Origin of the sequence: Pseudomonas sp. EGD-AK9 (genome assembly GCF_000465935.2) — a bacterium.
In the GTDB taxonomy this organism is placed as follows: Bacteria; Pseudomonadota; Gammaproteobacteria; order Pseudomonadales; family Pseudomonadaceae; genus Aquipseudomonas.
Genome location: NZ_AVOF01000382.1, coordinates 1 through 2,828, shown reverse-complemented (window position 1 = coordinate 2,828; position 2,828 = coordinate 1). Strand labels below are relative to the sequence as shown.

3 protein-coding genes are annotated in these 2,828 nt (G+C 66.2%); 2 read left to right on the top strand and 1 reads right to left on the bottom strand.

Annotated features, from left to right (window positions below):
* Positions 1-989, bottom strand: a 989-nt coding sequence (locus tag N878_RS16825; RefSeq protein ID WP_021444770.1) for an HDOD domain-containing protein, incomplete at its 3' end; no start/stop codon positions are given.
* Positions 990-1,107: 118 nt separating this feature from the next.
* On the opposite strand from N878_RS16825, the gene motA reads away from it, so the two are divergent.
* Positions 1,108-1,959 (top strand): flagellar motor stator protein MotA, encoded by an 852-nt coding sequence (motA, locus tag N878_RS16820; protein WP_021444769.1) that lies wholly within the window; start codon positions 1,108-1,110, stop codon positions 1,957-1,959.
* Between the two features lie 3 nt (positions 1,960-1,962).
* The coding region (gene motB, locus N878_RS16815) for a flagellar motor protein MotB (RefSeq protein ID WP_021444768.1) at positions 1,963-2,828 on the top strand (866 nt) is incomplete at its 3' end.

The window sequence follows — 2,828 nt, the reverse complement described above, 5'->3', positions numbered from 1 at the left end:
GGGTTGAGGCGACGGGCGTCCCAGGGCCAGAGCAGGGCCTGGGCCGGGTGCCAGAGCTGGGCGTCGTGGTTCAGGCGGGCGCTGCTCACCGCGTGTCGGTGCACTTCCTGCTGCACCTCGGCCAGCGGCAGCTGCAGGTAGAGCCCGGTCAGGCGCTGCCAGCGCAGGCTGTGCGGGGCGTTCCAGGCCTGGTGCGCCGACAGTGCCAGGCCGTTGGCCAGCAGCACGCAGTTGCTCGGCTGGGTCAGCCAGCGGCGCAAGGGGATGTCGGCATCGAGCAACTGCTGCTGGTGCAGCGGGTGCTGGTTGTCGCGGGCGATATGCAGCGCCTTGACCAGCAGGCGGCGGTCGCGCTCCAGCAGGCGGTAGCCCTGCACTATCCACTCCGGCAGGCGCCAGCGCTCGGCCAGTTGCAGGCACAGCTGCAGCAGCGGTACGCCGAGCAGCTCCTGCTCCACCTTGGCCGGCCGCTCGCCCTTGACCAGGATGCGCTGCTCCCAGGTCTCGAACAGCTGCGGATGGGCGCATAGCAGCGGCCAGAGCGGGGCGAGAAACAGCAGGCTGCAGCCATGCAGCTCGTTCCACAGGCGCGCCAGACGTGCGCCGAACAGGCCGCGCGCCTGGTGGCTGGCATGCTGGCTGATCAGCAGGAGCTGGCGCAGGGCCGGCGGGATTTCCCCTGCCGGCAGGGCGGGGGCCTGGTTGAGCAGGGTTTCGCAGCGCTTCAGGCCGAGGCGGGCCAGCGCGGTCTCCAGGCTGTCGGCCGGGTCGCTGAGGGTGCCGCCGGCCTGGTTGGCCTCGCGCAGCACCTGCAGGGCGAAGGTCGGGCTGAGTTCGATCGCCTCGGCGATCTCGCCCCAGGTGCGGCGGCCGTCGCCGAGGGTGCGCCGCAGGCATGCATGCTGCTCCTGCTCGATCGGCAGGGGCAGCTTGGCCAGCTGTTGCAGCCAGGCGTCGAGGGTGCGTGGCAGGGGCTTTGGCGTCGACATGTGAGTTGAGCCGAACTGGCTTTTGACCTTAACTGGCTATAGTCTGGCGTATAAGTTCCGATAATTAGAAGGGTTGTTTTTAATAACCCTCTCTCTTGGCTCTGCAAGCACTCTTTCTATGGCAAAAATCATCGGCATCATCGTGGTTCTGGGCTGCGTCTTCGGCGGCTTCGTCCTGTCCGGCGGGCAGTTCATGGCGCTCGTTCATCCCTACGAAGTGCTTATCATCGGTGGTGCGGCGCTGGGCGGCTTCCTCCAGGCCAACCCGGGCAGCATGTTCATGACGGTATTCAAGAAGTCGGTGAGCATGTTCGGCACCCGCTTCACCCACACCTATTACCTGGAAGTGCTCAAGCTGCTCTACGAGATCCTCAACAAGAGCCGCCGCGAAGGCATGATGGCCATCGAGGCGGACATCGAGGACCCCAACGCCAGCCCGATCTTCAGCAAGTACCCAGGTGTGCTCAAGGACGCGCGGATGACCGCCTTCATCTGCGACTACCTGCGCATCATGTCCTCCGGCAACATGGCCCCGCACGAGCTGGAGGGCCTGTTCGACATGGAACTGGCCAGCCTCAAGGAGGATGTGGAGCACCCCGCCCATGCGGTGGCCAAGGTCGCCGACGGCCTGCCGGCGATGGGTATCGTCGCCGCGGTGCTGGGCATCGTCATCACCATGTCGATCCTCGCCGAGGCGGACAACGCGCAGATCGGCGAGAAGGTCGCCACCGCGCTGGTCGGCACCTTCCTCGGCATCCTCGCTTCCTACGGCTTTTTCGGCCCGCTGTCGATGGCGCTGGAGCACGACGCCAAGGAGGAGGTCAACCTTTACGAGGCGATCAAAGCGACCCTGGTGGCTTCGGCCTCGGGCATGCCGCCGAGCCTGGCGGTGGAGTTCGGCCGCAAGGTGCTGTTCCCGGCGCACCGGCCGAGCTTCACCGAGCTCGAACAGGCCATGCGCGGCAACTAAGCCATGGAAAACAACCAGCCGATCATCGTCAAACGCGGCAAGAAGCGCGCCGGCGGGCACCACGGCGGCGCCTGGAAGATCGCCTTCGCCGACTTCGCCACGGCCATGATGGCGTTCTTCCTGGTGATGTGGTTGATGTCCTCGGCCACCCCGGAGCAGAAGAAGGCCATTTCCGGTTACTTCCAGGACCCCATCGGCTTCACCGAGAGCGCCAGCCCGCACGCCATCGATCTCGGCGGTACGCCGACGCCGGCGCCGGATCGCACCCTCAATCCGGAAATCCAGGACCTGACCGACAGCCAGGACGTGGAGATCGACGCCGACCAGGTCGAGACCCTGGCCGACAAGCTGGAGCGCGAGCGCCTGGAGCTGCTGCTGCAGGAACTGCAGAACAAGGTAGACGAGAACCCCGAGCTGCAGCGCTTCAAGGACCAGATCCTGTTCGAGATCACCCAGGACGGCCTGCGCATCCAGATCATGGACGCCGAGAATCGGCCGATGTTCGCCCTCGGCAGCGCCGAGCTGCAGCCCTATTTCGAGGACATCCTGCTGGCCATGGCCGACACCATTCGCGCGGTGCCGAACAAGATCAGCATCAGCGGCCACACCGACGCCAAACCCTTCGTCGGGCGCGGCGATTTCGGCAACTGGGAGCTGTCGGCCAATCGCGCCAACGCTGCGCGGCGTACCCTGATCGCCGGCGGCTATGCCGACGAGCAGGTGGCGCGGGTGGTCGGTTACGCCTCTTCGGCCCTGTTCGACCGCGACGACCCCTTCAATCCGGTCAACCGGCGCATCGACATCATCGTGCTGACCAAGAAGGCGCAGCGCGCCATCGAGGGCGAGCAGGGCAGCGACGAAGCGCCGCC